Annotated in this window: 26 protein-coding genes and 1 pseudogene; 13 read left to right on the top strand and 14 right to left on the bottom strand. The window is 70.8% G+C overall.

The genetic code is table 11. The features are described 5' to 3' along the window. Positions 1 to 206: 206 nt before the first annotated feature. Positions 207 to 2,825 (bottom strand): rifamycin-inactivating phosphotransferase, encoded by a 2,619-nt coding sequence (gene rph, locus AC07DF_RS33950; protein ID WP_478980066.1) that lies wholly within the window; start codon positions 2,823 to 2,825, stop codon positions 207 to 209. A 388-nt stretch (positions 2,826 to 3,213) separates the two neighbouring features. Here rph and AC07DF_RS33945 point away from each other — a divergent pair, with 388 nt between their 5' ends. From AC07DF_RS33945 to AC07DF_RS33935, 3 genes are all read left to right on the top strand, one after another. Next, complete coding sequence (locus AC07DF_RS33945; protein WP_478980064.1) at positions 3,214 to 3,864, top strand: aminoglycoside phosphotransferase family protein; 651 nt, start codon at positions 3,214 to 3,216, stop codon at positions 3,862 to 3,864. A gap of 462 nt (positions 3,865 to 4,326) precedes the next feature. Further along, entirely contained in the window at positions 4,327 to 4,890 is a 564-nt protein-coding gene (locus tag AC07DF_RS33940; RefSeq protein WP_478980062.1) for a snapalysin family zinc-dependent metalloprotease, read from the top strand. Positions 4,891 to 4,941: 51 nt separating this feature from the next. After that, complete coding sequence (locus AC07DF_RS33935) at positions 4,942 to 5,055, top strand: helix-turn-helix transcriptional regulator (RefSeq protein WP_478980060.1); 114 nt, start codon at positions 4,942 to 4,944, stop codon at positions 5,053 to 5,055. A gap of 4 nt (positions 5,056 to 5,059) precedes the next feature. On the opposite strand, the pseudogene AC07DF_RS33930 reads toward AC07DF_RS33935, so the two are convergent. The 5 genes and pseudogenes from AC07DF_RS33930 to AC07DF_RS33910 all read right to left on the bottom strand — a co-directional run. Then, positions 5,060 to 5,407, bottom strand: a pseudogene (locus AC07DF_RS33930) (lasso peptide biosynthesis B2 protein); the annotation flags it as partial. A gap of 35 nt (positions 5,408 to 5,442) precedes the next feature. Next, positions 5,443 to 5,652: a lasso peptide biosynthesis PqqD family chaperone gene (locus AC07DF_RS33925; protein WP_478980058.1), complete on the bottom strand. Its 210-nt coding sequence runs from the start codon at positions 5,650 to 5,652 to the stop codon at positions 5,443 to 5,445. A 28-nt stretch (positions 5,653 to 5,680) separates the two neighbouring features. Further along, positions 5,681 to 7,537, bottom strand: coding sequence for an asparagine synthase-related protein (locus tag AC07DF_RS33920; protein ID WP_478980056.1), 1,857 nt, complete (start codon positions 7,535 to 7,537; stop codon positions 5,681 to 5,683). A 105-nt stretch (positions 7,538 to 7,642) separates the two neighbouring features. Beyond that, the gene (locus AC07DF_RS33915; RefSeq protein WP_478980054.1) at positions 7,643 to 7,783 is read right to left on the bottom strand and encodes a lasso RiPP family leader peptide-containing protein; all 141 of its coding nucleotides are present in this window, start codon (positions 7,781 to 7,783) and stop codon (positions 7,643 to 7,645) included. A gap of 210 nt (positions 7,784 to 7,993) precedes the next feature. After that, positions 7,994 to 8,512, bottom strand: coding sequence for a hypothetical protein (locus AC07DF_RS33910; RefSeq protein WP_478980052.1), 519 nt, complete (start codon positions 8,510 to 8,512; stop codon positions 7,994 to 7,996). A 182-nt stretch (positions 8,513 to 8,694) separates the two neighbouring features. On the opposite strand from AC07DF_RS33910, the gene AC07DF_RS33905 reads away from it, so the two are divergent. Further along, positions 8,695 to 10,410 (top strand): IlvD/Edd family dehydratase, encoded by a 1,716-nt coding sequence (locus tag AC07DF_RS33905; protein ID WP_478980050.1) that lies wholly within the window; start codon positions 8,695 to 8,697, stop codon positions 10,408 to 10,410. Positions 10,411 to 10,431: 21 nt separating this feature from the next. On the opposite strand, the gene AC07DF_RS33900 is transcribed toward AC07DF_RS33905, so the two are convergent. Then, a complete protein-coding gene (locus AC07DF_RS33900; protein WP_478980048.1) occupies positions 10,432 to 11,643 on the bottom strand; it encodes a cytochrome P450 in 1,212 nt (403 codons plus the stop codon). 126 nt (positions 11,644 to 11,769) lie between these two features. On the opposite strand from AC07DF_RS33900, the gene AC07DF_RS33895 reads away from it, so the two are divergent. Then, positions 11,770 to 12,429 carry a TetR/AcrR family transcriptional regulator gene (locus AC07DF_RS33895; RefSeq protein WP_478980046.1) on the top strand — a complete coding sequence of 220 codons (660 nt, stop codon included), beginning with the start codon at positions 11,770 to 11,772 and terminating at the stop codon, positions 12,427 to 12,429. A gap of 9 nt (positions 12,430 to 12,438) precedes the next feature. On the opposite strand, the gene AC07DF_RS33890 is transcribed toward AC07DF_RS33895, so the two are convergent. After that, positions 12,439 to 12,831, bottom strand: coding sequence for a winged helix-turn-helix transcriptional regulator (locus AC07DF_RS33890; protein WP_478980044.1), 393 nt, complete (start codon positions 12,829 to 12,831; stop codon positions 12,439 to 12,441). A gap of 127 nt (positions 12,832 to 12,958) precedes the next feature. On the opposite strand from AC07DF_RS33890, the gene AC07DF_RS33885 reads away from it, so the two are divergent. Then, complete coding sequence (locus AC07DF_RS33885; RefSeq protein WP_478980042.1) at positions 12,959 to 13,804, top strand: NAD(P)H-binding protein; 846 nt, start codon at positions 12,959 to 12,961, stop codon at positions 13,802 to 13,804. Between the two features lie 194 nt (positions 13,805 to 13,998). Here AC07DF_RS33885 and AC07DF_RS33880 read toward each other — a convergent pair whose 3' ends face one another. Both AC07DF_RS33880 and AC07DF_RS33875 read right to left on the bottom strand, forming a co-directional pair. After that, positions 13,999 to 15,201: an acyl-CoA dehydrogenase family protein gene (locus AC07DF_RS33880; protein ID WP_478980040.1), complete on the bottom strand. Its 1,203-nt coding sequence runs from the start codon at positions 15,199 to 15,201 to the stop codon at positions 13,999 to 14,001. Between the two features lie 82 nt (positions 15,202 to 15,283). After that, positions 15,284 to 16,288 (bottom strand): amino acid ABC transporter permease, encoded by a 1,005-nt coding sequence (locus tag AC07DF_RS33875; protein ID WP_478980038.1) that lies wholly within the window; start codon positions 16,286 to 16,288, stop codon positions 15,284 to 15,286. A gap of 540 nt (positions 16,289 to 16,828) precedes the next feature. Here AC07DF_RS33875 and AC07DF_RS33870 point away from each other — a divergent pair. The 7 genes from AC07DF_RS33870 to AC07DF_RS33840 are packed head-to-tail and all read left to right on the top strand — an operon-like array spanning position 16,829 to position 23,310. Beyond that, positions 16,829 to 17,965, top strand: a complete 1,137-nt coding sequence (locus tag AC07DF_RS33870; RefSeq protein WP_478980036.1) for an LLM class flavin-dependent oxidoreductase — start codon at positions 16,829 to 16,831, stop codon at positions 17,963 to 17,965. Then, entirely contained in the window at positions 17,962 to 18,459 is a 498-nt protein-coding gene (locus tag AC07DF_RS33865; protein ID WP_478980033.1) for a GNAT family N-acetyltransferase, read from the top strand. The genes AC07DF_RS33870 and AC07DF_RS33865 overlap by 4 nt, the downstream gene beginning before the upstream one ends. 2 nt (positions 18,460 to 18,461) lie before the next feature. After that, positions 18,462 to 19,412, top strand: a complete 951-nt coding sequence (locus tag AC07DF_RS33860) for an ABC transporter substrate-binding protein (protein WP_478980216.1) — start codon at positions 18,462 to 18,464, stop codon at positions 19,410 to 19,412. Positions 19,413 to 19,416: 4 nt separating this feature from the next. Then, complete coding sequence (locus AC07DF_RS33855) at positions 19,417 to 20,349, top strand: amino acid ABC transporter permease (RefSeq protein WP_478980031.1); 933 nt, start codon at positions 19,417 to 19,419, stop codon at positions 20,347 to 20,349. Beyond that, entirely contained in the window at positions 20,346 to 21,110 is a 765-nt protein-coding gene (locus AC07DF_RS33850) for an amino acid ABC transporter ATP-binding protein (RefSeq protein WP_478980029.1), read from the top strand. The genes AC07DF_RS33855 and AC07DF_RS33850 overlap by 4 nt, the downstream gene beginning before the upstream one ends. A 34-nt stretch (positions 21,111 to 21,144) precedes the next feature. After that, the gene (locus AC07DF_RS33845) at positions 21,145 to 22,128 is read left to right on the top strand and encodes an ABC transporter substrate-binding protein (RefSeq protein WP_478980027.1); all 984 of its coding nucleotides are present in this window, start codon (positions 21,145 to 21,147) and stop codon (positions 22,126 to 22,128) included. A 54-nt stretch (positions 22,129 to 22,182) separates the two neighbouring features. Next, the gene (locus AC07DF_RS33840) at positions 22,183 to 23,310 is read left to right on the top strand and encodes an LLM class flavin-dependent oxidoreductase (protein ID WP_478980025.1); all 1,128 of its coding nucleotides are present in this window, start codon (positions 22,183 to 22,185) and stop codon (positions 23,308 to 23,310) included. Between the two features lie 54 nt (positions 23,311 to 23,364). Here AC07DF_RS33840 and AC07DF_RS33835 read toward each other — a convergent pair whose 3' ends face one another. The 4 genes from AC07DF_RS33835 to AC07DF_RS33820 all read right to left on the bottom strand — a co-directional run bounded on the left by AC07DF_RS33835 (position 23,365) and on the right by AC07DF_RS33820 (position 26,787). Continuing rightward, on the bottom strand, positions 23,365 to 24,363 hold the full coding sequence (locus AC07DF_RS33835) for a sugar phosphate isomerase/epimerase family protein (protein WP_478980023.1): 999 nt from the start codon (positions 24,361 to 24,363) through the stop codon (positions 23,365 to 23,367). A gap of 26 nt (positions 24,364 to 24,389) precedes the next feature. After that, positions 24,390 to 25,586: a Gfo/Idh/MocA family protein gene (locus AC07DF_RS33830; RefSeq protein WP_478980021.1), complete on the bottom strand. Its 1,197-nt coding sequence runs from the start codon at positions 25,584 to 25,586 to the stop codon at positions 24,390 to 24,392. Between the two features lie 48 nt (positions 25,587 to 25,634). Next, positions 25,635 to 25,760 (bottom strand): hypothetical protein, encoded by a 126-nt coding sequence (locus AC07DF_RS33825; RefSeq protein WP_478980019.1) that lies wholly within the window; start codon positions 25,758 to 25,760, stop codon positions 25,635 to 25,637. Between the two features lie 169 nt (positions 25,761 to 25,929). Continuing rightward, the gene (locus tag AC07DF_RS33820; RefSeq protein ID WP_478980017.1) at positions 25,930 to 26,787 is read right to left on the bottom strand and encodes a sugar phosphate isomerase/epimerase family protein; all 858 of its coding nucleotides are present in this window, start codon (positions 26,785 to 26,787) and stop codon (positions 25,930 to 25,932) included. Positions 26,788 to 26,791: the final 4 nt, after the last annotated feature.

Here is a 26,791-nt window from a genome sequence, read left to right as displayed (position 1 = left end):
CATGGTTCAACGTGCTTCTCCTCCGGATGGGCTTCTGTGCCCGGGACACCACAGCTGTTCCAGGTGTCCCGGGCGCCTCTTTCGTTCCTTAGGAGAAGATGAGAAAGAAGTGTCGCAGGGTTGCTCGGTATTGATCGCCTACGGCGTCAAAACCAGCCAGTCCCACAGGAGTTGCTCGGGCACGTATGCGGGGCGAAGGACAGTGGTCAGGACAGGATCTCGATGTACCCGTCGGTTCCGTGCACACGGATCCGCTGCCCGTCCCGGATGAGCCGGGTGGCCCGCTCCACGCCCACGACGGCAGGCAAGCCGTACTCCCGGGCGATCACCGCGCCATGGGTCATCAGGCCGCCCACCTCCGTCACCAGGCCCGCGATTCCGACGAACAGCGGCGACCAGCTGGGGTCCGTGAAGGACGTGACCAGGATGTCGCCCGCTTCGAGATCGGCGTCCGCCATGTCGAGGACGACTCGGGCCCTGCCCTCGATGGTCCCGGCGGAAACCGGGAGGCCGACGAGGGCACCGGCCGGCACGTCGTCGCGCCGGTACGCCCCGGTGAGGGCCTCACCGTCCGAGGTGAGCACCCGGGGCGGTGTGAGCGTGGTGTACGACCGGAACGCCTCCTTGCGCTGCTGGATGAGCCGGTCGTCCACCCGGTGTGAGCGCACCACGTCCTGAAGTTCCTGGAACGTGAGGTAGAAGATGTCTTCCTTCTCGGCAAGCACGCCGGCCCGCACGAGGCGCCCGGCCTCCTCCAGCATGGCCCGCTTGTAGACGAAGTAGCGGCTGACGATGCCGTACTTCGGGTACTCCCGGTACCCGATGAAGGTTCTGACCCGGTCGATCATCCGCTTGGCCTCGTCGGCTTTCCGTTCCCCGTCCGGCAGGGCCCGCAAGCGCGACAGCACGTCCTGTTCCTTCTCCCGCGCCTTCCGCCGGCCTTCCTCGAAACGCCGCTCGGCGGCGCCCGGCTCGAAGTTCCTGACGTTGTCGAGGAGCACGGGCACAAGCGTGGTGGGGCGCTCGCGCCAGCGCGGCCTCGTGATGTCGATCTCGCCGACGCAGCGCATGCCGTACCGCTCGAGGTAGGCCTCAATGGCGTCGCGCGCTTCGGTCCCGCCCGCGAGCTTCGGCAGCTCGTCCAGGAAGTCTTCGTCCTCGACGTCCTTCAGGAACGCCACCAGCTCCGGATACGGGCGGATCACGTCCGCGACGTCGAGCAGCGCCAGCCCCATCTCCGAGGTGACGTTGCCGGGGGCGGACAGGGTGAGCGTGTCAGCCGCGTTCTTTTCGCCCAGCCACTCCCGCAGCTTGTCGTTGAGCCACCACGTGGAGTCCATCCCCGCCATGATCGCCTGCATGCTCAGCGGATCACCGAGGACTCGCTTGTGCTCCTCGAAGGCCTCCAGCAGGAAGTCGAGCAGCGCCGGTCCGGTCTTCGTCCGGATGCCGTCCTCCAGGGCGGCGATGGACGCCTCGCTGCGCTCGATCAGCTCGGTGACGACGGCCGGATCGGTCTCGATCGGGGCGGGCGCACCGCCGGCCGGCGGCCCGCCGGGCGTCGCGTCCGGGAGCGACGGGACGAAGTCGTCGCGGTCCAGGACGGTCTCCAGCGCGTCCCGGGTCAGCGGATCGCCTTTCCCGATGACGTCAAGGAGTCCGGCGCGGCTCGCGGGCGAGGCCAGGCGCCGGGTGACGTCGACGAACAGTCTCCCGCCGGCCTCGTGCATCGGCACCATGGCCGTCAGCTGCCACATGGAGAGCCCCAGGGGCTTCATGGGGTCGGTCATCATCTGCTGATGACCGACGGACACGTAGACGTGATTCTCCTGGTCGCCGGTCTCGGGGATGGGGAACAGCGTCGTGATCGGCCGGCTCTGCACGATCTGGAAGTCGTCGTCGACCAGGCACCACTCGATGTCCTGCGGGCGGCCGAAGTGCGCCTCGATCCGCCGCCCGAGCTCTACGAGCCGCACGACCTGCGCATCCGTCAGCGCCGGCTGCTCCTGCCGTCGCGAGTCGATCGCCACTTCCCGCGTTCCGCCGTCCGGCAGGGCGTGCACGGCACGTTCTTTGGCGGCGATCGCCTTGGCGACGACTTCGCCGTCCCGCACTTTGTAGACGTCCGGGTTCACCACACCGGAGACCAGGGCCTCGCCGAGGCCGAAGCCGGCGTCCACGGTGGCGACCTTCCGGTCGCCCGTGACGGGGTCGGCCGTGAACAGGATGCCGGCCGCGTGCGGGAAGACCATCCGCTGCACGACTACGGCCATGTGGACCGTACGGTGGTCGATGCCGTTGCGCTGACGGTAGGTCACGGCCCGCTCGGTGAACAGCGAGGCCCAGCACCGGCTGATGTCCTGGAGGATCGCGGTCGGCCCCACGACGTTGAGGTATGTGTCCTGCTGGCCGGCGAAGGAGGCCGTCGGCAGGTCCTCTGCCGTCGCGCTGGAGCGGACGGCGTAGGCGGCCTGCTCGCCGAGCCGGGTGAGCGGGCGGGTGATCGCCGCCGCGAGCTCGTCCGGGAGGGCGATCCCTTCGATGGCCCCACGAATCTCCGCGCTGAGCGTGCGGATCGCGTCCCGGTCGTCCGGGCTCAGACGCGACAGCTGGTCGATCCGCTCGTCGATCGACGGTGCATCCGCCATGATCCGCCGGAAGGCGTCCGTCGTCACGCAGAAGCCGGCCGGAACGCTGATGCCTTCGATCCGCGACAGCGCGCCCAGGTGTGCGCCCTTGCCGCCGACGACCGAGACCTGCGCCTCCTCGACCTCTTGCAGATCCCACACATACTGTCGAGCCTCATTCGTCGACAACACACGCATACCGTGTCCCCATATCCCCAGGTTGTGGCCTCGGCCGGAGATTCTGTGCCATCCCCCGGGTCTTGCCGCAAGCCCCCTGGTGCGCTATAAGTTGAGCGTGGCAAGGAGAGGGATCTCCTTGCCTTTGTGTTTTTGTCGGCGAGGCCCGAACGCCGTACACGGGTGCCCGCCGAATCGGTGCCGGTGTGGAGGGCGTCGTGTACCGGCTGGACGAGGGCCGGGTCGCCAAGGTGTGGAGCGGTCGGCCGCCGGCCGGAATCGAGCTCACCCGCCAGGTGTACGCGGACATCGCGCGGCACGCACTGCCGTTCGCCACTCCGGAGATCTTCGACGTCGAGGAGCACGAGGGCGTCCTGGTGACGTACACCGCGAACTGCCCGGTGTCCCGATGCGGGCGGACTCCGCGCACGCGGCCTTCGAGCGTGAGTTGGCCACCCAGCACAGCGACGGGGTCCTTGCCGTTCTGCGTGGCCTGGCGTCCGTGCCCGGCACCGAGGCCATGCGCCGGTTGACCGTCCAGGGCGACGACCGTCCGCTGTGGCGGGATCACGACCGCTTCCAGAACGCGCTCGCGGACCTGGTCGCCCGGGCCGTGGCACGGCACGGTGCCGCCCTGGCCGTCCATGTGCCGGACTTCGACGGGGGAGTCGCACGCACGCGAGAGGCACTGCGCTCGCTCCCCGACGCCCCGGTGAGCGCGATCCACGGCGACCTCGTCCCGCCCAACATCCACGTCGACTCGGCCGGCCGGCCCGTCGCCGTACTGGACTTCGGCTTCTACACGACCGCGGGCGACCCGGCCTTCGAAGCGGCCGTCACCGCTGCCGTCTGGGACATGTACGGGCCGCACGCCGAGGAGCACGCCGCGGAACTCACCCGGCTCTTCGCGCACGAACTCGACTACGCGCCGGGGACCCTTACCGCCTATCAGGCCGCATACGCCCTCACCACCTACGACCTCTTCGGGCCGGACGACAGCGACGGGCACTTCCGGTGGTGCGCCGAACTGCTGGGCCGCAACGCCGTGTTCAGCGCGTAGCGCGGCGGCCGGGCCCTCCACGACGGGTCGCCGCTACCGCGCCTTACCTGAGCCTCGACAGCTACGGCACCTCACCCATTCCGACCTGTAGCCGTCCTTCATCAAGGAGTACTCCCGGGTCAACGTCCTCCCCCTGCCTCGGCAGTCGAGACAGGCTCCGTCCGGGAGCTTTCGCGTGTACTCATAGATCGTCCAGACGACGCCCACCACGATGATGAGAACGAGCCAACCATCCATGACTCCTGGGTAGACGGGCCCGCGCCCGCCGCCAAGCTTCCGCCCCAAGGCGCTAGGCGCGTTTGACGGGCGCGCGGAAGCAGCCATTGCGAGATTGCGCTGGGTGGTTTCGCCGCACCGAATTGGGGCGCCGGTTCGGATTGACGGATTCATCTTCGTCCCCACTGGGCAGTGGGCCAGAGAATGTCATGAGCACGACTGCCTTTCCCCACAAGGAGGTCGATCATGCACGTCCGTACGCTGACCGGCGGCCTGGCCGCTGCCCTGGTGGTGTCCTTCTCCCTGGCCGGTGGCCAGGCCGTGGCCGCTTCACCCGACGCGGAGGGTGCTTCCCTCGCCGCTCGTGTCCTCCTCTACGACGCCGGCGGCTCCGCGGAGTTCAGGAGCGCGGTCGACCGGGGCGCGGCCATCTGGAACGAGAGTGTCGACGCCGTCGAGCTGCGGCCGGCCGCCGCCGGGCAACGCGCGAACATACGGGTGCTCGCGGACAACGGCTGGCCGCGCGCCCTGCCCACCACCCTGGGCAACGGAACCGTCTACATCGGGCGGCAGGCGGTGAACCAGGGCTACAACACGATTCGTATCTCCGCCCATGAACTCGGGCACATCCTGGGCCTGCCCGATCGCAAGCCCGGACCGTGCTCGAGCCTGATGTCCGGCTCCACCGCGGGCACCGCGTGCACGAACCCGTATCCGAACGCGGCGGAGAAGTCAGAGGTCGAAGGGAACTTCGGCGGCGCGCTCGCCGGGCCGGCCCCGGCGGCGCGTGCCGAGGTGATCGTGGACTGACTCGCGCCGCACCACACCTGAGGAACGCCCGCCCGCGTACCCGGGGCGGGCATGCTCAAGCCCCACTTCTCCCGCCGCTTCCGCGAGACCTACGGCACCAGCCCCAGCGCATGGCGAAGGCACTCCCTGGACGACCTGTCCCGCCGTGCGGCGCCTCCACGGTGATCAGCGTCCGGTAGGCGGTGGTGCCCGGGGGTTCGCCGACCGGGCGGTCCTCCGCCTCCACCCAGGCGTGGGCGGCGAAGGGTGAGGTGCGTACCCCGGAGCACCAGGTGGGCCAGTGGCCGTGCATCCGGCACAGCAGGGCGGTTGCCAGGGAACGGGGGAGGCAGTAGCGGCCCGCGCACAGGGTGCTGACGGCGGTCACGTCCTGCCGCGCCCGGAGGGCTTCGTCGTAACGGGCGGGCCGGGCGCCGCGGCGGGCCAGGCGCAGGGCGGTGCGGATGCGGCGGGGCGGCAGGAAGGCGATGAGCCGGGCGGCGGCGACGGCGGTGCGGGCGGCGATGCGGCGGCTCACCGGCGGCCGGTCGCCGCCGGTGTCCAGGACCTGGCTCACCGGGTGGTCACCAGCGCTTCCTTGAGGAGGTGGCCTAGGAGGGCGGTGACGTCGGCGGCTGCCCGCTCGCGGGTCACCGGTCGGGTCGCGGCCAGGCGGTCGGCCACCTGATCCGGTGCGGCGCCGTCGAGGAGCGCCTTGACGATGAGTGCGCCGGTGCTGTTGAGCTGCCAGTATCGGCCGGTGCGCTCGTCGAGCAGCACCATGCCGTCGCCTGTGGCGCAGGCGGTGACATCAGGGCGAAGTCGGTGCAACGTCCTTCTCCTGTGCGTCGTGCCGGGCATCGTGGTGTTCCAGGTCGCGCAGCCAGCCTTCCGCGCCGAGGGTGGCCTCCAGCTCCGGGGCCCCGCCGGTGAGCAGTTGGGGCGAGAGCAGGGCCCGGCGCAGCTGATCGGCGTCGGCCACTCCCGCGGCCACCAGCCGGGAGTCCTCGGCCCAGGCGGCCAGGGCGGGCCGGTGCCGCCGCAGGCCCTCTCGCCATTCGGGCCCGCAGTGGTCCTTGGTGGTACGGCGCAGGATGTGGTCGGGTACCAGGCCGTTCATGGCGGCGGCGAGCAGCGGCTTGTACGACCAGGGGCTCGCCGCCTCGTGGGGCCGGGCGGCCAGGGCGGCGTCGATGACGGCGTCGTCGCAGAACGGCGCATGGGCCGGCAGGCCCGCGAGCGCGGCGCGGTGGGTGAGGTGCCCGGCGGCCTGGCCCGCCTGCCGCGCTGTCCGGATCCAGTCGTGCCGGCCGCGGTCACGGTGCAGGGGTTCGGCTCGGTGCGCCGCCGCGCGCAGCTGATCGCGGCACAGCTCGACCGCCTGTGCGCTCGCCCACGCCGGGAGCCGCGGGCCCGGGCCCCAGCCCAGAGATGTCGGTGCCGCCGGCGAGAGCAGCTGCTCTGCGGCCTGGGTGAGCCACGACGCGTACGAGTGGCCCTCCAGCAGAGCGCGCACGGTCGCCCCGAGCGGCCATCGGTGCCGCGCGCGACGCCCGGCGGCATGCCGAAGCCCGGCCGTCGGCGAGTGCCGCAGCAGCCCGTGCAGATAGGCGGGCGGTGGCTGGACGACATGGTCTCCGCCGTGTCCCGACAGCCGCAGTCCGGCGCCGCGCGCGAGCATGGCTTCGGCCAGGTGGCGCTGTTGTGCCCGGTCGCGCAGCCCCGCCGTCGGCTCGTCGGCGGGCTCGCCGCGCTCGTCGAGCCCGCTGAAGTGGCCCGGCAGACCGGCGGAGGGGAACACCAAATGCTCCAGGCCGGGCAGCCGGCCCGCGGCATGCTCCGCGTAGGCACGGTCCTGGTTGGTGGGCGCGCTCCAGTCCAGGGTGACGGCCACCAGCGGCGCGCCCGCCTCGGCGGCCAGGAAGCACAGGGAGGTGGAGTCCATGCCGCCGGACAGATCCGCGCCCACCACCTCACCGGGGCCGACCCGCAGCGCGACCGCCCGGCGCAGTGCCTCCCGGAGACCGGCGGCGGCCTCGGCCAGCGGCAGTTCGGCGACGGGCGGCTGCCACCAGCCGCGCGTACGCACCCGGCCGTCCGGCCCCGACTCCAGGGCCTGCCCCGGCTGTACGCCGTGGATGCCGCGCCACAGCGCACCCCCGGCGAGCGGGTGCGGGACGCGGCCACCGGCCAGTCGCAGGGCCAGCTGCGCGGTGTCCAGTTCGGCTCCGGTCAGCAGCGCGAGTGTCAGCGAGCGGTCGGCACACACCGTGCCACCCTCCACCTCCGCCTGGTACACCCTCCGCTGCCCCGAGTGACTGCCCCGCACGTACGTGTGCCCGGCGACCGAGGCGATGACATGGAAACAGCCGTGGGCGCCCGACAGCGCCGCCTCGATGTGCGCCGGATCGCCGATCCTCCGGGCCCGCACGGCGAGTTGCGCGGGGTCGAGCGAGCAGGTCCCGGCCACGGCCAGCCGTACCGCACCGGCGGCGCACACGGTCATCTCCTCGCCGGTCCAGCGGCCGGCGAGCCACGGTCGGCCGGAGGGATGAGGCACGACCCGAAGCGCGTCCGGGCGGGCGCTGTCCCGCAGCCGGGCCATGACACGGGGGTGGATGTCCCGGTCGGGGAGAACGACGAACCAGCAGCCCTGGGCGGAGCGCATGGGCCTCTCCAAGAGGGGGGTGGGTGACGACGCAGGGGTGGGTGACGGGGCGGACCGGGTACCGGCCCGCGGCGTGAGAGCCGCGGGGCCGGCAGGAGGACGTGGTCACTCGTCGTGGTAGAAGAACTCGCCTTCGGGTTCCCCGCCTCCCTCGCCCTGGGTGAGGTCGGCGTAGGCGCCGGCCTCGGCCAGCAGCGGCGGCTCGTAGAAGTCCACGGTCTCCAGGGTCATGAGCGCTTCGTGCACAGCGGTCACCTCCGGTCGCGGGGCGGAATTCCCGCCCCCGGTGAAGCAGTTACGCATCCCGGAACCGGACGAGGCCAGGGGAACCCGGACAAACCCATCGTGTGAGGGATGAGAGACCGACGCCTGGCGCGTGCCGGGGAGGTGCACCGGCGCGCGGCTGAACTCCCGAACGCGCCGCCACCACTCACCTGCCCGGTGACGCCGGAGGCGTCAGGAGAGGCCCGATGCCCGGAACACCGCGTTCCCCGTCTCGTCGTCGATGCGGTGTCCGAGTCGTTCCAGGACATCCGCACCGTGGCGCAGCGTGCCACGCTCCAGGGAGCGGCGGACGCCCGTGTCGAGTTCGTGCCAGAGCATGGGGTTGGCCGCCAGGATCCGGGGGTCGAGTTCCAGGCGGTGGCCGTGGACGTCCCGCAGAACCAGGTGGGACGAGACCCCGTCGTACTGACGTACGGCCGTCAGCGCGTCCGTGCGGACCACGATCCGGCGCCAAGGGGTGCGAACGGCCAGCCACCCCGGGCCCGCGCTGACCTGTGGCGGCAGCAGGACACCCAGCACCGCGGCCGACAGGACGCCCCAGAGCAGCGCACGGAGAAGCGTCAGGCTTCCGCCGTCCCAGTCGACGAGAAGGCACATGGCGCAGAACACCAGAGCGCAGCTCACCGCGAGCCGCGCACCGTCACGCCAGTGACGGTCGCCGACCGGGGCTGCCGGTGAGCTCCGTTCCATGCCCTGAAGGTAGGCGCCCGTAGGGGCTCTGTGGCCCCCGCTGACGGGGTTCTGGCGCCGCCCGGGCGAATATTGACGGGTTTCCGACGCGCTCGGCGCGGTCTGTCGATCAGTCGACTGGCTGCTTATGCTTCATCACGTTCCGGAACGCAGACCTCCGTACCGTCGATCGGAAGGGCTCCATGGAGAGGCTCCGCAGCGCGCAGTGGTACGCGGGAGAGGACCGCAACGCCTACATACACCGGGCCTGGATGCGACGCGGAGTGCCGGGCGACGCCTTCGCCGGCCGGCCTCAGATCGCGATCGCCAACACCGCCTCGGACCTGACTCCCTGCAACGCGCACCTGAACGAGGTCGCGGCCTCGGTCCGCAACGGCGTGTACGAGGCGGGTGGCATCCCGCTGGACCTGCCGGTGGTGTCGCTGGGGGAGACGCAGGTGCGGCCCACCGCCATGCTGTGGCGGAACATGGCGGCGATGGCCACGGAGGAGATGCTCAGGGCCAACCCCATCGACGGTGTGGTCCTGCTCGGCGGCTGTGACAAGACGATCCCGTCACTGCTCATGGCCGCGGCCTCGGTGGACCTGCCCTCGGTCGTGGTGCCCGGCGGTCCGATGCTCAACGGCACCTTCCGCGGCGGCCTGCTGGGCTGCGGCACCGGTGTGTGGAAGCTGTCGGAGGAGGTCCGGGCGGGCACGCTCTCCCAGGAACAGTTCACCCGCTCCGAGTCGGCGATGATCCGCAGCCGCGGCCACTGCAACACCATGGGCACGGCCTCGACGATGGCCCTGGTGGCGGAGGCGCTGGGCACGGTCGTGCCGGGTACCGCCGGCATCCCGGCCCCTGACAGCCGTCTGCTGGAGGCCGCGCACCACACCGGCCGGCTGGCGGTGGACATGGTGGGCGCCGACCGGCGACCCGGGACGTTCCTGACCGAGGCGTCCTTCCGGAACGCCATCGTCGCGCTGGCCGCGATCGGCGGCTCGACCAACGCCGTCGTCCATCTCCTGGCCATCGCGGGCCGGTTGGGCATCGATCTGTCGCTCGACGACTTCGACCGCATCGGCTCCCGGGTACCGGTCCTGGTGGACCTCCAGCCGGCCGGGCGTTTCCTCATGGAGGACTTCCACCGTGCGGGCGGCCTGCTCGCCGTCCTGCGCGAGGTGCGCGACCTGCTGGATCCCGACGCGCTGACCGTCACCGGCAGGCCCTTGGCCGACTTCCTCGACGACGCCGGGATCTGGGACGGCGAGGTCATCCGCACCCGTGCCGAACCACTGGTCGCCGAGGGCGGCATCGCCGTCCTGCGCGGCAACCTCGCCCCCGACGGCGCGCTCGTGAAACCGGCCGCCGCCTCCCCGCACCTGCTCCGGCACCGGGGCCGGGCCGTCGTCTTCGACAGCGTCGAGGACTTCCACGCCCGTATCGACGACCCGGACCTCGACGTCGACGCCGACTCCGTCCTCGTCCTGCGCGGCTGCGGTCCCAAGGGCTACCCGGGCATGCCCGAGGTGTCGAACATGCCCCTGCCGAAGAAGCTGCTGGAACGGGGAGTTCGTGACATGGTCCGCGTCTGCGACGGCCGGATGAGCGGCACCGCGTACGGCACGGTCGTCCTGCACGTCGCACCGGAGGCGGCGGCCGGCGGCCCGCTCGCCCTCGTGCGGACCGGCGACTTCATCATCCTCGACGTCGAGGCCCGCCGGATCGACGTCGACGTCCCCGCGGACGAACTCGCCCGCAGAAGCCCGGACGAGGCCACCGTCACCGGTTTCGCCGACCCCCGGCGCGGCTGGGAACGCCTCTACGTCGACCACGTCCTGCAGGCCGACACCGGCGCCGATCTCGACTTCCTCGTGGGCTCCAGCGGCTCCGAGGTGACCCGCGAGTCGCACTGACACCGGGTCACCTCGGGAACATCACCAGGTCACGGGCAACTCGGTGACACCACCGGTGAGGGTCGTGCGCACCTCGAGCTCGTCCAGTTTCTTGGCGAGCCGCAGGCCGGGCAGCCGGCGCGCCAGGGTGGCGAACACGACGCGCAGTTCGACACGGGCCAGGCTCGCGCCGATGCAGAAGTGCACGCCATGGCCGAAACCGAGGTGGTTGCGTTCGGGGCGGTCGGGATCGAAGGTCTCGGCGTCGGTGTAGACGGAGGAGTCGCGGTTGGCGGCGTTGATCGACAGGACCACGGCGTCGCCGCGCCGGATGGTGACACCGGCGACGTCGACATCGGTGTGGGCGTACCGCAGCAGGCCGAGGTCGCCGGGCGCGCCGAGCCGCATGATCTCCTCGACGGTGGCATTGACCCGGCCGTCGGGATCGGCGGTCAGCGCCCGCCACTGGTCGAGGCGTGTGAGCAGGAAGAGCGTGCCCAGTCCGATGCGGTTGACCGTGGTCTCGTGCCCGGCGAACAGCAGCCCGACGCAGAGCTGGATCATGTCGGCGTAGTCGTAGTCCGCGTCGGTGCTCTGCGCGTGGACCAGGTCCGAGATCACGTCCTCGCCCGGCTGCCCGCGTTTCGTCTCGGCGAGTCCCGTCATGTACTCGTTGAACTCGTCCCGCGCCTGGTGGGCGGCGTCGCCGATGGCGTAGTCGGACATGCGCTCCGACAGTGAGGCGAAGCGCTCGCGGTCGCTCTCCGGCACTCCGAGCAGCCGGCAGATGACCGCCACCGGCAGCGGGAAGGCCAGCCCGGACTGCAGGTCGACGACCCCGCCGGGGGTGGTGGCGTGCTCGGTGATCAGCTGGTCGACGCAGTCGTCGACCAGGTGCTGGACGTGATCGGTCAGCATCCGCATCCGCTTGGCCGAGAACGCCGGGGTCAGCAGCCGGCGCATCCGCGTGTGGTCGGCCTCCTCGGTGTCGTAGTTGCCGGTGGGCCCGTCCAGTACGGCGGCGGACGTCAGGCGTGAGGCACGTTCCGGTTCGGGATGGGAGCGGCCCAGTCGCTTGTCGCTGAGCAGGTCGCGGACCTCCTCGAAGCGGGTGACCAGCCAGGCGGGGTCCCCGGCCGGGGTGGTGACCGGCGTGACGGGCGCCTCCCGGCGCAGCACGTCGTACAGAGGCGCGAGGTCGAGGACGTTCGGCCTCGGGAAGGGAAGTTGCTGACGCTCGGCGGTAACGCTCACGGCGCTCCTCCTGTGATCTCCGAATGCGATCTTCGAGCCGCCCCGACCGTAGCAGTTTGTTGGCAGTAACTGTCATTAAAGATTCGGTCAGTCCGCCCACGGTGCGGGACGTGTTTAGATCGCCTGATGGAGGACTTCGTGGCGGACAGCGGGCGCGTGCCCCGCCGGGGGCGGCCGCCGGTGAGCGACGAGCAACGCGGGCGGCAACGCCTGGACATCTCCCGCCACGCCGTCCGGCTGTTCGCCGAGCAGGGCGTGGCCGCCACGTCCGGCGAGCAGATCGCGAAAGCCGCCGGGGTCTCCGAACGCACGCTGTGGCGCTGCTTCCCGACCAAGGAGAGCTGCGTCGAACCGCTGCTCACACAGATGATCGACGCCTTCCGGACGGTGCTGCACGCCTGGCCGCCCGGACTCGGCCTGATCGAGCACCTGCGTACGGCCTACGAGCCCGTCATCGACTCGTCCTCCGGCGCGGATGTCGAGGCGGTTCTCGCGGTGGTCCGGCTGACCCACGAAGAACCCGCGCTGCGTGCCGCTTATCTGGCGCTCCGGGAGCGTGCGGAAGAGACGTTCACCGAGGTGCTCGCCGAACGCATGGGCATGCGGCCCGACACGTTCGAGGTCCGTGTGCAGGCCGGCGTGATGAGCGCCGTGCTCAAGGTCGCGGCCGACGATTTCGCCCGTGAGGCAGCCGGCCGGGGCATCACCCCGGAAGCACTGGAAGGACATCGCGACCACCTCGCCGACGCACTCGGGTTGGTCACCCGGGGGCTCTCGGGGCAGTAGGGCCGCGTCCTAGCGGGCCGGGTCTCCGTCGTACTCGCGGCGGGCCCGGTCGACCTTGTCCAGGTTGCCCGCCGCCCACTCGGAGAGATGTGCGAAGAGCGGAGCGAGGCTGCGGCCGAGTTCGCTGATCTCGTACTCGACGCGAGGCGGGACCTCCGGGTGGTACGTGCGCACGACCAGCCCGTCGCGCTCCAGTTGCCGCAGCCGCTGGGTCAGCACCTTCGGGGTGATGCGGGCGATGCGCCGCTGCAGTTCCACGAAGCGCTGCCGGCCGTGTGCGTGCAGGGTCCACAGGACAGGTGTGGTCCACCGGCTGAAGACGATGTCGACGACGGGCGAGATCGGGCAGGCGAGCACCGGTTCGGTCGTCTCGGACGCGGTCGGTGCGGCGTCGTGGGCCATGCGCTTCCCCTTCGGGCCGTTACTTTCCTGTAGGTACCTACTTTACTTCCGGTGCTAGCGTCCCCCTGTCTCGCCCGGACTTGCCGTCGGGCGGCGTCAACCACATGCAGAACAAGGGGAGTTACTCATGATCGTAGTGACGGGGGCGACCGGCAACGTCGGCAGTTCGCTCGTACGGACGCTCGTGGCGGCCGGTGACAGGGTGACCGCGACGTCCCGGAACATCACCGGCGCGGACGTCCCGGAAGGGCTTCCGCATCGCAGGGCGGACCTGACCGACGCCGAGAGCCTTCGCCCGCTTCTCGACGGCGCCGACGCGCTGTTCCTGCAGAACGGCGGACCCAGCGCCCACCTGCTCAATCCGCAGCACATCCTGGACGTCGCCAAGGCCGGGGGAGTCGAGCGGGTCGTGCTGCTGTCCTCACAAGGAGTCGCCACGCGGCCGGAGTCGGCCTCGCACGGTGGAACGGCACGCGCCATCGAGGACGCCGTGCGGCAGTCAGGCCTGGACTGGACCGTCCTGCGCCCCGGCGGATTCCACTCCAACATGTTCGCCTGGGCCGAGTCGGTACGTACCCGAAGGACCGTCGCCGCGCCGTTCGCCGACGTCGGCCTGCCCACGGTCGATCCGGGCGACATCGCCGAATCGGCCGCCGTGACGCTGCGCGAGAGCGGACACGCCGGCCGGACGTACGAGTTGACCGGGCCCGCGCTCAGCACGCCGAGGCAACGAGCCGACTCGATCGCGGACGCGCTCGGCGAACCTGTCCGCTTCGTCGAGCAGACCCGTGACGAGGCCCGGGCCCAGATGCTCCGGTTCATGCCCGAGTCCGTGATCGAGACGACGCTGGCCATCCTCGGCGAGCCCACCCCCGCCGAACAGCGGATCAGCCCCGACATCGAACGGATCCTCGGCCGCGCACCCCGCACGTTCGCGGCGTGGGCCCGACAGCACGTCGCGGCTTTCCGGTAGAGCCGAGGGATCGCTCTCCGGCGCCGCAGTCGCCCTGCTCGATCTCCTTCGCGCGGGTCGCGACCGCCCCCGGCCACTTGGGGACGGGGTCCAGGCTCGGCAGAGAGCCGCCGGCCGAGATGAGGGCGGACTCCGAGCCACTGCCCGCCCACGCCGACGAGCGGACCCGCCAGGACATCGCCGGCCCGGCCGGGTCAGACAGGGAGGACGAAAGGAGGATGCGTGCCGTTGAGGAAGTAGTCCCCGACATCACGGAGCCGATGGGCGACGGGCTCGTACAGGGTGTGGGTCCGGGCATTGCGCCAGAAGCGGTCGAAGCCCAGCCGCGCGGACGCGGAGCGGACGCCGATGATGTCGAGGGCGCGGGCGGTGGACTCCTGCACGGCCTTGGACGCGGCGGCTTCGGCCATGGCCACGAGGACGGAGATCTCCGCGTACTCCTCGTAGCCCAGCTCCTCGCCGCGTGCCAGCCCGTCGTGCAGGGCGTCCCGCGCCTGGTCGGCGAGCGCGGACGCGGAGCGGGTGAGCACGGTGAGTTCCCCGTACGCGGTCAGTACCTGAGGGTCCTGCGGTGAGCCGACCGGCCAGTCCGGGTGCCAGTGGGAGTGCCCGGTCCGGCTGTACTCACGGGCTTCGGCGAGCACGCCCTCGGCCATGCCGAGACGGAGCTGCACCGAAAGAAGACGCCCGACCGGGGACACCAGGGCAGTGCGGGGCGACAGGACCTCCTCGTCCGCGGCCAGCGAGCCCAGCACATCGTCGGCGGAGATCGCTACGGCGTCGAACTCCGCGCTTCCGCCTGCCGCGAGCCGCTGCCCGAAGGGGTCGGCGTCGCCGTCGATCACCACGCCCCGCAGGGCCGGATCGACCACGACGGCGAGCGGCTCGCCGGTGTCGGCCCGTACGGCCCGCACGGCGAGGCGGTCGGCGACCAGGACGCCGGCGGCGTAGCTCTGCCGGCCGTTCAGCACATACCCCTGCGCGTTCCTGACGAGTGACAGAGCGGGTTCCTGCCGCGCCAGACCACCGCCCCAGCACCACTGCTCCGCCGCGGAGCGCCGCTCCAGCCGGGCGGTGAGAGCGGCGTCGGTGAAGAACCGGGCGCTCCACGACATGAAGTAGTGACAGCCGAGCAGTTGGCCGATCGCACCGTCGGCCGCCGCGATCTCCCGGACCACGGCGTACGCCGTGGGCCAGTCCGCGCCGCCGCCCCCGAGCCCGGCCGGTATCAGGAGCGTCAGCAGGCCCGACTCGCGCAGTCGGGACACCTCGTCGAACGGGGGCTTGCCGGCCTGGTCCCTGGCCACCGCGTCCGTGGCCAGGTCGTCCGCCGTCTCACGCGCCACGTGCAGCCAGTGCGTACGTCCGGGCCCGGTCGGCGTAGGGGCTGGGCCCATGGCAGAGGTCTCCTCAACTTGTGTGGGTCATGCGTCATCCTGTGCGGCGGCCCGAGGCGCCGTCCATACTTTCCTAGTAATTCTATAGGGAATGTAGGGAACGTGGGGAGCGGTGATATCCGGCCAGCCGGGCCCTCAGCCTCCGCAGGGGTGTGGGCGGCAGGGTCCGCGCGGCGCCCCGCGCGTAGTGGCGCTCGACATAGAACTGCCCCACGCTGAGCACGGTGGTGACCGCGATGTACCAGAGCGTGGCGACCATCAGCAGCGGGATGACCTGGTAGGTCTGGTTGTAGATCAGTTGCGCCGAGTACAGCAGGTCGTGCACCGCCAGCACGCTGACGATGCTCGTGCCCTTCAGAGTGCCGATCAGCATGTTGCCGGCGGTCGGCACGATGGAGCGCATCGCCTGCGGCACCACGATCCGGCGCAGCGTGCGCGCCCTGCCGATGCCCAGGGCCTGGGCCGCCTCCGTCTGGCCCGCGTCCACCGAGAGGAGGCCGCCGCGCACCACCTCCGCGGCATAGGCGGCCTCGTGCAGTGTCAGGCCGATGACGGCGGTGAGCGCCGGACCGAGCAGGTTCACCGTCTTGACGGTCACGAACTGCGGGCCGAACGGGATGCCCAGTCCGAGCGTCGGGTAGAGGGCGCCGATGTTGAACCAGAACAGCAGCTGCACCAGCAGCGGCGTGGACCGGAAAATCCACACGAAGCCCCAGCTCAGCGTGGCCAGTACGGGGTTGCCGGACAGTCGCGTCACGGCCAGCGGAATGCCGAGCAGAAAGCCGAGCACCATCACCACACCGGTCAGCCACAGGGTGAGGAGCAGTCCGTCGAGCACGGCGCCACTGGTGAAGTACAGGCCGACCACGTCCCACTGGAAGGCGCGGTTGCGGACGACGGAGTTGACCACCATCGCGAAGAGCAGCAGCGCGACGGCCGCGGACAGCAGGCGGCCGACGCGCCGGCGCGGCACGATCCGTGGGAGATCGCCGTCGGGCCCACGGCCCGGAAGCCGGGCGGCGGACGCTGTCGGAGGCCCTGCTGACGCGGCAGGTGCGGAATCGGTGAGATCGGGCAGCGAGACCATCGGAGGGATCTCCAGGGAGGGAGGCGCGGCATGGGTACGGGACCGGATTCCGTCCTCGGCGTCATCACGCTCGCCGCGTCCCTCAACGCGGTGCGCCCGATCGTATGGGGCCGGCACACACCGGTGTCAACCACGCACAGGAACCGTTCAACTCCCGTCCGGCATCCGGGCCGTGGTTGACGAAAAGCGAGATGTCCTGCTCAAGTAGTCGCATGAACGCCGAGCAGCGCCTGGTCAGCCGGGTCCACATCGACTTCGGTCGAGTGTGGTCCGCGGCGTGTTGCGCCTGACACGGCAGCGGGCCGTCTGACCGGCCCTTCCCTCCCTCGGTGTCCCCGTCGCGGGCCGAGTCTCTCTCCTGACACGCGCTGCCGCCGCCCACCCCGCCCGGGCTCCGTCCCCCGGCGTCATCACGCCTGATCACCATTTGGTTCCCCACGCCCTGAGGCGCCGTCACACCCGGCCGCGCCGAGGGCCGCCCCGCCGTGTCCGCGTCCGAACTCGGCGCGACATCACAGGACTTGAGGAAAGGCCATACCCATGCCCGTGGAGTTCCTCGGCATCGCCGCCACCCACGACGGTTCCGAAACCAACCCGCGCTCCGGCGCAGCCTTCGACAAGGAGTACACACTCCGGCTCGCCCGCGCGCACGAGGACCACGACTGGGACCGGGTGCTGTTCGCCTACGGCTCCGGCTCGCCCGACCCGGCACCGGCCGCCGCCTACATCGCGAGCAGGCTGGACCGGCTCCAGATCCTCCTCGCCCACCGGCCCAACGTCTCGTACCCGACGTTCGCCGCGAAGACCTTCGCCACCCTCGACCAGATCAGCGACGGCCGGCTGACCGTGCACTTCATCACGGGCGGCAACGACCACGAACAGGGCCGCGAGGGCGACACCCTCACCAAGGACGAGCGCTACGCCCGCACCCGCGAGTACATCCGGATCGTCAAGAAGATCTGGACCACGCACGAGCCCTTCGACCACGAGGGCGAGCACTACCGCTTCCACGACTTCGTCAGCGACGTCTTCCCGGTCCAGCAGCCGCGCCCGAACGTGTCCTTCGGCGGCTCCTCGCCCGCCGCGTACGCCGCCGGCGGTGCCGAGGCCGACGTCTACTGCCTCTGGGGCGAGCCCCTGGCGAAGACCGCCGAGCAGATCGAGACGGTGCAGGCGGCGGCGAAGGCGGCGGGCCGCACCGACGTGCCGCGCATCCAGGTGGCCTTCCGTCCGATCATCGCCCCGACCGAGGAACTGGCCTGGGAGAAGGCCCACCGCACGGTCGGCGCGATCAAGGCCCGCAAGGAGCGGGGTGAGGCGATCACCAAGCGCCACAACGGACTGGCTCAGCCTCAGAACACCGGTTCGCAGCGGCTGATCGCCATCGCCGAGGCGGGGGAGCGCTACGACCGCGCCCTGTGGACCCCGACGGCCGCCGCGACCGGCGGCGCGGGCAACTCCAACGCCCTGGTCGGTACCCCGGAGACGGTCGCCCAGGCCCTCCTCGACTACTACGACCTCGGCGTCGACATCCTCTCCGCCCGCGGCTACGACCTGCTGGGCGACGCCATCGACTTTGGACGGCATGTGATCCCCATCGTCCGCGAGGAGGTCGCCAAGCGCGACGCCGAGCGTACGGCCCGCGGTTCGCAGACCCTCACGGCGGTGAACGGATGACCTCCGCACCGGAACTGACGTTCCTTCACGTCCCCGTCTCCGACCCCCGCGTCGAGCCGCTCCTGCGCGAACTCGGCCACGAGTACTCCAGACGCTACGGCAGGGACGCGCACGCCGAAATAGCCCGATATCCCGACGAGGAGTTCACCGAACCGTACGGCGGCCTGCTCCTGCTGCTCCTGGAACACGGCGAGCCCGTCGCGGGCGGCGCCTTCCGCCGCTACGACACCACCACGGCCGAGCTCAAGCGGATCTGGAGCCACTCCGCCCACCGGCGGCGCGGTCTGGCCCGGCGCGTCGTCGCCGAGCTGGAGCATCAGGCGGCCGTGCGCGGCTACCGCCGGATCTACCTCACGACGGGCCCGCGCCAGCCCGAGGCCCGTGGCCTGTACCTGGCCACCGGCTACACACCGCTGTTCGACACCGAGGCCGACCCCGAGACCATCGGCCCGCTGCCGTTCGAGAAACACCTCGGAGAGGCCCTCAAGCCGTGACCATCCGCACGATCAGAACCCGTCTGCGCGGCACCGCCGCGCTCGCCCTGCTGCCCGTCCTGGCACTGACCGCGTGCGGATCCGGCGGCACCCCCGGCACCAGCCCGGCGGGCACACAGGCGTCCCCCGCACCGTCCGACGACCCGGTCGCCGCCGTCCGCAAGGTGGAATCCGTCGCCGCCCTGCTGCCCGCCGACGTCCGCAAGGCGGGAACCCTGCGCATCGGCAGCTCCGTCGGGTTCCCGCCCGGGGCCTACTACCCGAACGGCCCCGACAAGGCCCCCGCGGGCCAGGACATCGACATCGCCGACGCGGTGGCCAAGGTCCTCGGCGTGAAACCGGCGCGGCAGGACGCCTCCTTCGAGACGATCCTGCCCGCCCTCGGCAGCGGCAAGTACGACGTCGGCACCGGCAACTTCGGCGTCACCACCCAGCGCCTGAAGACCGTCGACTTCGTCACCTACATCAACGACGGCCAGGGCTTCGCCGTGAAGAAGGGCAACACCACACTCAAGAAGAAGGTCACGGACCTGAAGCAGCTCTGCGGGCTGACCATCGGCACCGGCGCCGGCACCACCTTCGAGACGACCCTCACCGCGCAGAAGGACGTCTGCGCGAAGGCCGGCAAGAATCCGTACGAGGTGAAGGTCTACTCGGAGAACGGCGCCACGCTCACCGCGCTCCAGCAGGGCCGCATCGACGTGATCATGTCGACGATCAACGGCCTGCGCTACCAGGCGGACCAGCCCGCCGCGCGGACCACCTTCCTCGGCGAGTACCACCGCCTCGACGTCGGCTTCGCCTTCCGGAAGAACTCCCCGCTCACCAAGGCCTTCCAGGCCGCCGTCGACGCACTGATCAAGGACGGCACGTACGCCCGGATCCTCAAGAAGTGGGGCACCTCCGCCTCCGCGATCGACGCGTCGCAGATCAACCCGCCCGAACACAGGTGACCCCATGAGCAGCGACACCATCACAGAACCGGCCCCGAAACTGGTCGAAGACCCGGCCGAACTGAAGGTCGTCCCCACCCGCCACTACGCCCGCTGGGCCGCAGGCGCCGCCGTGCTCGTGCTGATCGCCCAGTTCGTCCACGGCCTGGCCACGAACCCCGTCTGGGAGTGGAACGTCTTCCGCGACTACGTCTTCTCGGAGACGATCGTCCAGGCGGTGTGGGTGACCCTCCAGCTCACCGCCTACGCCACCGTCCTCGGCTTCCTCCTCGGCACCGTGATCGCCTTCATGCGGCTGTCGCACAGCCCGCTGCTCTCGACCGTCGCCTGGACCTACATCTGGATCTTCCGGTCGATCCCGATGATCGTCCAGCTGGTGTTCTGGTTCAACCTCAGCGCCCTGTACAAGGAGCTGGGCCTCGGCATCCCCTTCGGCCCGGTGTTCTGGGCCGTCGACAGCAACACCCTCATCGGCACCATCGGCGCCGCCGTCATCGGGCTGACCCTGCATCAGGCGGCCTACGCCGCCGAGATCGTCCGCGGTGGCGTCCTCGCCGTCGACCACGGACAGCTCGAAGCAGCCGCCGCGCTGGGCATCCCCCGGCTGCGGCAGATCCGCCGGATCGTCCTGCCGCAGGCCATGCGCGCCATCCTGCCCACCGCCGGCAACGAGATCATCGGCCTGCTCAAAGGCACCTCGGTGGTCTACGTGATGTCCATCGGCGAGCTCTTCTACCAGGTGCAGGTGATTTACGGCCGCAACGGCCGGGTGATCCCGCTGCTGCTGGTCGCCACCGCCTGGTACGTCGTACTCACCTCCCTGCTGTCGGTCGCCCAGTACTACATCGAGCGCCACTACGCCCGGGGCGCCGACCGCACCCCGCCGCCCACCCCGTTCCAGCGCGCCCGGCGCTTCGTGACCAAGGAGAGCTCATGACCGCCGTCATGGTCGACGTCCACGGCGTCCACAAGAGCTTCGGACCCCTGGAGGTGCTGCGCGGCGTCGACCTGGAGGTCAGCGCCGGCGAGGTCACCGTGATCCTCGGCCCGTCCGGCTCCGGGAAGTCCACGCTGCTGCGCACCATCAACCACCTGGAGAAGGTCAACCGCGGCTGGGTCAGCATCGACGGCGAGCTCATCGGCTACCGCCGCTCGGGAAACAAGCTGCACGAGCTGAAGGAGAAGGACGTTCTGAAGCAGCGGACCAACATCGGGTTCGTCTTCCAGAACTTCAACCTCTTCCCGCACCTGACCGTGCTGGAGAACCTCCTCGAGGCCCCTGTCTCCGCGCTCGGCCGCCCACGCAAGGAGGCGGAGGAGACCGCCCGCCGGCTGCTGGAGCGGGTCGGCCTCGCCGACAAGACCGATGCCTATCCACGGCAGTTGTCCGGCGGACAGCAGCAGCGCGTCGCCATCGCCCGCGCACTCGCCCTCGAACCCAAGGTGCTGCTCTTCGACGAACCCACCTCGGCGCTCGACCCCGAACTGGTCGGCGAGGTCCTCGACGTCATCAAGGACCTGGCCCGCACCGGCACCACCATGATCGTCGTGACCCATGAGATCGGCTTCGCCCGCGAGGTCGCCGACACCGTGGTCTTCATGGACGGCGGAGTCGTCGTGGAGCAGGGCCCGCCCTCGGCCGTCCTCGACGCCCCGCAGCACGAGCGCACCCGCGCCTTCCTCTCCAAGGTCCTGTGACCGCCCACCCGTTCCGCACGCAAGGAGCACCACCGTGGCCACCCTCGCCGCCCGCCGCACCACCGCCGCGACGCTCGGACTCGCCACCGCCCTCGTCCTCGCCGGCTGCGCCAACCCCACCGACGGCGGCACCACCGAGGTCGCGGCCGGGCACGGCAGCAAGACGAAGATCAACATCAGTCCCGACCAGAAGCGCGTCACGACCGGAAAGGTCGACTCCATAGCGGCGGAGGTCCCGGAGATCATCCGCGAGAGAGGCACACTGGAACTCGTCTCCTCGTCCGGTTCCGCCGCGCCACTGACCTTCTACGCCACCGACAACAAGACCGTCATCGGCGTCGAGCCCGACCTCGCCCACCTGGTCGCGGACGTGCTCGGCCTCAAGCCCCACATCAACACGGTGTCGTGGGAGAACATCTTCGTCGGCCTCGACAGCGCCAAGTACGACGCGGGCCTCAGCAACATCACCGTCACCGAGGAACGCAAGGAGAAGTACGACTTCGCCACCTACCGCGAGGACAACCTGGGGTTCGCGGCGAAGAAGGGCAGCGGCCTGAAGATCACCGGGCCGAAGGACGTGGCGGGCAGGACAGTCGCCGTGAGCAGCGGCACCAACCAGGAGAAGCTGCTGGTCGAGTGGTCGGCACAGAACAAGAAGGCCGGCCGTGAGCCGGTGGACATCAAGTACTACCAGAACGAGAGCGACACCTACCTCGCTCTCCAGTCCGGCCGGATCGACCTCTACCTCGGACCCAACCCGACCGCCGCCTACCACGCGGCCACCAGCGGCAGGACGCAGGTCGTCGGCACCTACTCCGGGGCCGGGGCGGGCCTCCAGGGCCTCATCGCGGCCACCACCAAGAAGAACAGCGGGCTCGCCGAGCCGCTCGCCGACGCGATCAACCACATCATCGACAACGGCACCTACGCGAAGGTGCTGAAGCGCTGGGGCCTGTCCGACGAGGCCGTGACCAGGTCGGAGACCAACCCGCCCGGCCTGCCGAAGGAGGGCGGCTAGCCGCCACTCCTCGAGACCGTCCGCGACCACCAGACCGCTGAGGAGAACCCGACCATGTCCGGCATCCCTCTCGGGGTCCTCGACCTCGTCCCGATCCCGTCCGGCTCCACCGCCGCCGAGGCGCTGAAGAACACCATCGACCTCGCCCGGCGGACCGAGCAGTTCGGCTACAGCCGCTACTGGTTCGCCGAGCATCACCTCAACCCGGGCGTGGCCGGGACCTCACCCGCCGTCGTCCTGGCCCTGACCGCCTCCGCGACCTCCACCATCAGGATCGGCTCCGGAGCCGTGCAACTCGGCCACCGCACCGCCCTGTCCACCGTCGAGGAGTTCGGCCTGATCGACGCCCTGCACCCGGGGCGGCTCGACCTGGGCCTCGGCCGCTCCGGCGGACGACCCCCCGGACAGACGGCGGAACCCCGCCCGACCACGACCCCGGTCGTCGACGGGCGCACTCCTAACGGCCTGAAGATCCCGCCCCGGTTCTCCTTCGAGCACCTGCGCGGCTCACCGCGCCTCGAACTCCAGCAGCGGTTGTTGCGGCAGCCGGGCGCCGGCCACCAGGACTACGGCGAACAGGTCGACGACATCCTCGCGCTGCTGCGCGGCGTCTACCGCTCGCCGGACGGGCTCGAAGCGCACGCCGTCCCCGGTGAGGGCGCCGACGTGCAGGTGTGGATCCTCGGCAGCAGCGGCGGGGAGAGTGCCGAGGTGGCGGGCCGCAACGGCCTGCGCTTCGCCGCCAACTACCACGTCAGCCCGGCCACCGTGCTGGAGGCGGCCGAGGGCTACCGGGCCGCGTTCCAGCCGTCCGACCATCTCGACAAGCCCTTCGTCAGCGTCTCGGCCGATGTCGTCGTCGCCGAGGACGACGAGAGCGCCCGCGAACTGGCCACCGGCTACGGCCCGTGGGTGCGCAGCATCCGCACCGCCGAGGGCGCGATCCCCTTCCCGACCCCCGAGCAGGCCCGCGCCCACCCCTGGACGGAGCAGGACCAGGCCCTGGTCGCCGACCGCGTCGACACGCAGTTCGTCGGCTCGCCGGGGCGCGTCGCCGACCAGCTCGAACAACTCCAGGACGCCACCGGCGCCGACGAGCTGATCATCACCACCATCACGCACGACCACGCCGACCGTGTGCGCTCCTACCGGCTTCTCGCGGAGGAATGGCAACGGCGGTGAACCGGTCGCGACCCGGCCCCGTCCCGAAGGAACGGGGCCGGGCGCGAACCACTGTCAGAGCGCGGCCGCCGCGCCGTGCAGGCTCTTCGCGGCCAGGGCCAGGCCCTCGGTCTGCGAGTAGGCCGCGTCCTCGTGCTCGATGTTCACCGCCATGTCCGGGTCGACCTCGGCGAGGGCGCGCAGGAACTCCGTCCAGTAGGCCACGTCGTGTCCCTCGCCGACGGCGACGAACTTCCACGCCGGGTTCTGCGGCCAGGCGTTGCACCAGAACCCGTAGCCGGTGGGCACCTTGCCGGGCGCGTCGGCCGGTACGCGGGCGAACGACGTGTCCAGCACACCGCGGATGTCGGCACCCGGGCAGAGCGTGGCGTCCTTCGCGGCGGCGTGGAACACCAGCGGGCCCAGCCACTTGACGCAGGCGACGACGTCCATGCCCTGCCACATCAGGTGCGAGGGGTCCATCTCGGCGCCGACGTTCGTCAGGCCGCCCTCGTCGACGAGGCGCTTGAGGGTGACCGGGGAGAACACCACGTTGTGCGGGTGCATCTCGATGGCGACCCGGACGTCGTGCTCCCGGGCCAGCGCGTCGATCTCCTTCCAGAACTCGACCGCCACACCCCACTGGTAGTCCAGCACGTCCATGTAGACGCCGTCCCACGGGTTGACGACCCAGGAGGGGTACTTGGCGTCGGGGTCGGAGCCGGGGGTGCCGGACATGGTGACGACGTGCCTCACACCGAGCAGACCGGCGAGCCGGACGGTGCGGCGCAGGTCGTCGGCGTGCTTCGGGCCGACGCCCGGCAGCGGGTTGAGCGGATTGCCGTTGCAGTTCAGCCCGGTCAGTTCCATCCCGCGGTCGGCGAACGTCGCCAGGTACTCCTCGCGCGCGGTGGCCGAGGACAGCAGCAGGTCCACCGGGCAGTGCGGGGCGGGGATGAAGCCGCCGGTGTTGACCTCGACCGAGGTCAGCCCGTTCTCCTTCAGGATGTCGAGGGCCTCGGTGAGGGTCCGGTCGTGCAGGCAGGCGGTGTACGCGCCGAGCTTCAGGGCCATGGTTCGTGCTCCTTGTGTACGGGTGGTCAGGCGGCGGGCGGAACGTCGACGGCGGTGCCGCCGAGACGGGAGGACTCGACCACGGCCCGGATGATCTCCATGGTCCGCAGCGCGTCGGCGAACGTGGCGCAGGCCGGCAGCGGCTCGGCGACCCCCGCGACCTGGTCGAGGAAGGCCCGGGCCTGGTAGGTGAAGTTGTCGGCGTTGCTGGCGCCCACGCCCGGCGCCTCCATCGGGACACCGCCCGCGAAGTACGGCAGGTTCGGGCCGGCGATGATGTGCCGCGCGCCCCGGGTACGGGCGTCGGGCTGCGCGTCGTCGAAGAGGTACTCGGCGGGCCGGTGCTGGTCGAACGCGGCCCGCCCGCCCACGCCCAGGACGTCGAAGGCGAGCCCGTTGGGCAGCCCGAACGCGGTGCGGGACACCGAGAAGGTGCCGACGAGGCCCGAGGCGAAGCGGGCGGTGAAGGACGCGGTGTCCTCGTTCTCGACCTCGCCGAGCTCGTCGGAGACGGGCGCCGCGTTGTGCCCGACGACCGCGCCCAGCGGCAGGGGCCGCTTGGGGATCTGCGTCGACAGCGTGGCACCGGAGACCGAGACGATGGGCCCGGCCACGTACTCGGCCGCGTCGATGACGTGCGAACCGACGTCACCGAGCGCACCGGAACCCGGCCCGCCCTTGAACCGCCAGCTCAGCGGCCCCTTGGCGTCGGTGGCGTAGTCGCACCAGTAGCGGCCGCTGAAGAGCGTCAGGTCGCCCAGCTCACCGCGCAGCACGTGGTCGCGGATCGCGGCGATGCCGGGGGAGCGCCGGAAGGTGTAGCCGACGGCGGTCACGACCTCGGCGCCGCGCTCCAACTCGGCCATCGCACGGGCGTCTTCCAGCGATCCGGCCAGCGGCTTCTCGCACAGCACGTGCTTGCCGGCGGCCACCAGCGCCTCCGCGATGGGCCGGTGCAGGTCGTTGCCGACGACGATGCTGACGGCGTCGATCTCCGGGTCCTCGGCGACGGCCTCCCAGCTCGAAACAGCCTTGTCGTAGCCGTAGCGGCGGGCGGCGTCCTCGCCGAGCGCGGTGTTGGCGTCGGCGATCGCGGCCAGGCGGATGGGCGGCAGACCCGCGCCGTAGACCGTGTTGACGCTGCGGTATCCGGCGGCATGGCTGCGGCCGGCCATGCCGGCCCCGATCACCGCGACGGAGAGGGGTTTGCTGGACGTGGTCATGGCGGTGCCTTTCGAAGGTCGTGGGAGGAGATGGAGAAAGAGGCGTGATCAGATGGCGAACTGACGGCGGAAGTGGGACTCGACGGCCTCCATCGAGCGGCCCCGGGGCTCGGGAACGGTGCGCACGTAGCAGGCCGGCGTCACGGCAAAACCGAAGATCACGATGCGCAGCACCCATGGCGTGCCCAGATCCCGCCGGCCCGCCCGCGGCTCGTGGGCGTCGGAAGCGGATACACATCCACCCCGACGCGGCCCATGGTCAGCGCATCGAACGGCATCAGCGCTTCAAGTACGCTCAAGCGGCCACCCCGGGTGAGGTGCGGGCCGGGGCGGCCGCGGCTCGTCAGGACCAGTCGGTGAGGTACTCGCCGATCTTCTCGCGCATGAAGAGGGAGGACTCCTCGGCCCGCTCCTCCCAGGCGAAGACGCAGGCCGTCAGCGTGCCGTCGAAGCCGTTCGCGCGCAGTGCGCCGAAGAGCTCGCCGAAGTCGACCTCACCCTCCCCGATGTCCAGATGCTGGTGGATGCGAGCGGGGGTGCCCGGCGGGTTGAGGATGTAGCGGTTGCCGGAGGACGCCGTGTGGTCGAAGGCGTCCGCGAGATGTACGTGGGTCAGCAGGTCACCGGCGTACGCGATGATGCCCGGGGCGTCGTCGCCGATGTGGAACGTGTGCGGGGCGCAGTAGAGGAACGACACGTTGGGGTGGTTGACGCCCCGGACGAGGTTGATCGCGTCGTAGCCGTTCTCGATGAAGTCGTCGGGGTGCGGCTCCAGCGCGAGGTTGATGCCCTCTTGTTCGAACAGCGGCAGCAGGTCGTCCATGGACCTCCAGAACTGGGCCTCGCTGCGGTCAGGGTCCTCGGGGCGGCCGTTGAACTCGGAGATCATGCTGGTGACGCCGAGGTCGGCGGCGATCTGGATGGAGCGCGTCCAGTAGCGAACGGCGGCCTGCCGGGCGTCCTCGTCCGGTCCCGACCAGCGGAACAGGGGCAGGAGGGAGGAGATGGCGACGCCTGCGGCGTCCAGGGCCTTGCGGAACTTCGCGACCGTGCCGTCGTCGACACGGGGGTGCCGGAAGAAGGGGATGAAGTCCTCGCGAGGCGACAGTTCGATCCACTCGTAGCCCAACTCGGCCACCACGGCGGGAAGTTCGAGCAGCGGGACGTGGCGGATCATGTAGGGGTCGAGGGCGATCTTCACAAGC

The organism is Streptomyces sp. NPDC044719, from assembly GCF_056433405.1.
The sequence above is the reverse complement of the archived record's forward strand: the minus strand, read 5'-3'. Positions and strand labels throughout refer to the sequence as shown.

Coding starts and splice junctions, on each gene's coding strand:
- AC07DF_RS33920 (WP_478980056.1), bottom strand. CDS start 7,537: ATGCGCTCCGCCCAGGGCTGCTGGTTCGTCGTTCTCCCCGACCGGGAC.
- rph (WP_478980066.1), bottom strand. CDS start 2,825: ATGCGTGTGTTGTCGACGAATGAGGCTCGACAGTATGTGTGGGATCTG.
- AC07DF_RS33940 (WP_478980062.1), top strand. CDS start 4,327: ATGCACGTCCGTACGCTGACCGGCGGCCTGGCCGCTGCCCTGGTGGTG.
- AC07DF_RS33910 (WP_478980052.1), bottom strand. CDS start 8,512: ATGGAACGGAGCTCACCGGCAGCCCCGGTCGGCGACCGTCACTGGCGT.
- AC07DF_RS33835 (WP_478980023.1), bottom strand. CDS start 24,363: ATGGCCCTGAAGCTCGGCGCGTACACCGCCTGCCTGCACGACCGGACC.
- AC07DF_RS33935 (WP_478980060.1), top strand. CDS start 4,942: ATGCTCAAGCCCCACTTCTCCCGCCGCTTCCGCGAGACCTACGGCACC.
- AC07DF_RS33885 (WP_478980042.1), top strand. CDS start 12,959: ATGATCGTAGTGACGGGGGCGACCGGCAACGTCGGCAGTTCGCTCGTA.
- AC07DF_RS33850 (WP_478980029.1), top strand. CDS start 20,346: ATGACCGCCGTCATGGTCGACGTCCACGGCGTCCACAAGAGCTTCGGA.
- AC07DF_RS33880 (WP_478980040.1), bottom strand. CDS start 15,201: ATGGGCCCAGCCCCTACGCCGACCGGGCCCGGACGTACGCACTGGCTG.
- AC07DF_RS33945 (WP_478980064.1), top strand. CDS start 3,214: ATGCGGGCGGACTCCGCGCACGCGGCCTTCGAGCGTGAGTTGGCCACC.
- AC07DF_RS33840 (WP_478980025.1), top strand. CDS start 22,183: ATGTCCGGCATCCCTCTCGGGGTCCTCGACCTCGTCCCGATCCCGTCC.
- AC07DF_RS33870 (WP_478980036.1), top strand. CDS start 16,829: ATGCCCGTGGAGTTCCTCGGCATCGCCGCCACCCACGACGGTTCCGAA.
- AC07DF_RS33875 (WP_478980038.1), bottom strand. CDS start 16,288: ATGGTCTCGCTGCCCGATCTCACCGATTCCGCACCTGCCGCGTCAGCA.
- AC07DF_RS33830 (WP_478980021.1), bottom strand. CDS start 25,586: ATGACCACGTCCAGCAAACCCCTCTCCGTCGCGGTGATCGGGGCCGGC.
- AC07DF_RS33925 (WP_478980058.1), bottom strand. CDS start 5,652: ATGGTGCTGCTCGACGAGCGCACCGGCCGATACTGGCAGCTCAACAGC.
- AC07DF_RS33895 (WP_478980046.1), top strand. CDS start 11,770: ATGGAGGACTTCGTGGCGGACAGCGGGCGCGTGCCCCGCCGGGGGCGG.
- AC07DF_RS33865 (WP_478980033.1), top strand. CDS start 17,962: ATGACCTCCGCACCGGAACTGACGTTCCTTCACGTCCCCGTCTCCGAC.
- AC07DF_RS33855 (WP_478980031.1), top strand. CDS start 19,417: ATGAGCAGCGACACCATCACAGAACCGGCCCCGAAACTGGTCGAAGAC.
- AC07DF_RS33890 (WP_478980044.1), bottom strand. CDS start 12,831: ATGGCCCACGACGCCGCACCGACCGCGTCCGAGACGACCGAACCGGTG.
- AC07DF_RS33905 (WP_478980050.1), top strand. CDS start 8,695: ATGGAGAGGCTCCGCAGCGCGCAGTGGTACGCGGGAGAGGACCGCAAC.